The sequence below is a fragment of the bacterium genome, assembly GCA_040753085.1.
In the GTDB taxonomy this organism is placed as follows: domain Bacteria; phylum UBA9089; class JASEGY01; order JASEGY01; family JASEGY01; genus JASEGY01.
The window spans coordinates 1-2,419 of sequence record JBFMHI010000232.1 but is presented as its reverse complement, the minus strand read 5'-3'; the positions used below and the strand labels follow the sequence as shown (position 1 = coordinate 2,419).

The 2,419-nt window shown below is 43.0% G+C and carries 2 protein-coding genes; both read left to right on the top strand.

The window, feature by feature from the left end:
- The first annotated feature begins 842 nt into the window (after nt 1-842).
- Complete coding sequence (locus AB1797_13920) at nt 843-968, top strand: hypothetical protein (protein MEW5768684.1); 126 nt, start codon at nt 843-845, stop codon at nt 966-968.
- Nucleotides 969-1,106: 138 nt separating this feature from the next.
- Nucleotides 1,107-2,234, top strand: coding sequence for an ABC transporter permease (locus AB1797_13915; protein MEW5768683.1), 1,128 nt, complete (start codon nt 1,107-1,109; stop codon nt 2,232-2,234).
- Nucleotides 2,235-2,419 lie beyond the last annotated feature (185 nt).

Below are 2,419 nucleotides of genomic sequence, written 5' to 3'. Positions count from 1 at the left end.
GAAAATGAGGTTCAAGGATTGCAAGGGATGAAAATATGTGATTTTTTATTAAGAAAGGCAGTAAAGGTTTCATCCATCGAAGAATTTAAAGAGCTTTTGGAGAAGGTGAAGCAGGAAGTTTAGTCTTAGGTTCACCATATCGAGCTAAGGTCAAGAGACAATCGATGTTCATCGTTTGGGCCATTTACCGATCAGGTGGATAGACTGAAGGTGGAAGGCTTTTAGGAATAACCTTCAGTTACGGACACACCCACAAGATTGACTTAAGGTCCGGTAAGACAATCGTGGTTAATCCCGGCGAATGCAGAGCGGCTGGTTGAGTGGACGAGCCACCATAGGCATCCTCAAAACTGATTGGCTCGATCCTCTCTCACCGCTGGCGGGCTGGCTTTAGGATTGATGGCCTACGGCCTTACAGTAACAAGAGCGGCGGACATGTCCACTCTCCTCCGCAGGAAGCTGCTTCCCCTGAAGTTACCTACGAACCATTCTATGACGGTCTCCCGATTTAGGAATAAGCCCTTTGGGAATAAGACCTTTCTTTTCCACTTGAGGGCACAATCCACAATCTGGCGTTATCATCTTGGGACACCAGGGAAGGAGTGTGCCTAAAATTTAGGCCAATTTTAGCCGTCCGCCCTCTTTGATGGTCCGATTCCCCAAAAATTTTTCTCTTTTCCTCAATTTTTCACTTGACTTACTCATTTTTATATCCTATAATCCAAGACCACAAGACTCAAAGCCCTAAGAAAACATCTGGGGTGCACTTCTATGACACTTCTTCCGAATTATCCTAAAATCAAAATTCGTAACCCCGTTCAGCACATGATGCTGGATGCTCGATGCTCGATCCTCGATGCTCGATCTTCGATGCTGGTAAAGGATCCAGTATCCAGTATCGAGCATCGAGGATCGAGCATCATGTGCTGAACGGTTACGATTCTTGGGCTGTTGCCAATATCCTATAGGCTACAGTCAAGGGAGTCATTATGAGTTATGAATAGGATGTAAGGTATCATAAAGAACTGCTGGGTATAGAGTTAGAAGAAATCTTAAAGACGAGCCTCAATCTGGCACTGAAAGGGCTAAGAAAGAGGTTATAATCCATGATATGGCTGGCATTAAAGACACTCTTTCATGAAAAGGGACGACTTATTATAACCCTTGTGGGTATAACATTTTCTACAATCCTTGTCCTTACCCAGATAGGTATGTATTTAGGGATGATGGGGAATGCTACGGCCATAATCAGACACATCGATGCCGATATCTGGATCGCATCCAAAAATATCCAGAACTTTGACTTTGCCAATTCCTTTTCAGAGGAGAGGATTAACAGAGTCGAGGCTATTTCTGATGTCCTGTGGGCAGATAGGCTTATCCTCACATGGGGTTTTTTAAAGTTAGCCAATGGAGGGCAAGAGCAGGTCCAGATAATAGGATTTAACCCTAACACAGGTGTAGGCGCACCATGGTCTATGCTCGTTGGTAATCCATCTGCTGTAAAAGGGGGAAGATATATAATTATTGATAAGACCTCTGAGCAAAGACTCGGAAGGTTAAAGATAGGGAAGATCTGGGAGCTAATGGAGGAAAAATCGCATAGCTTCAAGTTAGTAGGCCTCTCCAATGGGATTAAAAGTTTTACTACCGCCCCCATAATCTTTATGGCCTATAATCAGGCACAGACCTTTTATCTTCCAAAACAGACCTCCTTCATAGTGGCTAAGGTCAAAGATAAAGGCAGGATAAGGGATGTTGCCCAAACCTTAAAGGCATCTATGAAGGATAATGATATCTACACTAAATTGGGTTTTGTATATAAAACCGTAATGTATTGGACGGTTCAGACAGGGATAGGTATGGGTTTCTTTCTTACAGCCCTTTTAGGGCTGATTGTCGGAGGCGCTATAGTAGGTCAGACCGTTTATGCCAACACAATGGAACATCTGAGGGAATTTGGTACCCTTAAGGCATTGGGGGCAAGGAACAGGGATATTTATCACGTCATTTTTAGTCAGGTCAGTATAAGCGCTATTATAGGTTTTGTAGCGGGCTCCATCTTTATCCTCCTTGGAAGGAATGGTATTGAAAAGGCAGGAGTAAGTTTATATCTCAGCCCTATTCTCTTTTTTCTCCTGTTTTCGATAATCCTTTTGACATGCCTTCTCTCTGCCTATTTCTCTATAAGAAAGGTAAGGACATTAGACCCGGTGACGGTCTTTAGATCTTAGGATATGATGAACGTGATACTTGAAGTAAAGGATATCAGCAAGGTCTATGGAGAAGGGGATAATAACGTGAATATGAAAACTCAATTTCACCAGAACTCCCTGTAACCCAATATGTTGTGCATCGTTGGACGCTTCTCTGAAATCGCTAAATCTTGACGAAGAGAGCTTACCACAGTAAGTTTAAA

Bases quoted from the DNA above. Each gene is read 5' to 3' on its own strand.
- AB1797_13920 (MEW5768684.1), top strand. From the start codon at position 843: ATGCTCGATCCTCGATGCTCGATCTTCGATGCTGGTAAAGGATCCAGT.
- AB1797_13915 (MEW5768683.1), top strand. From the start codon at position 1,107: ATGATATGGCTGGCATTAAAGACACTCTTTCATGAAAAGGGACGACTT.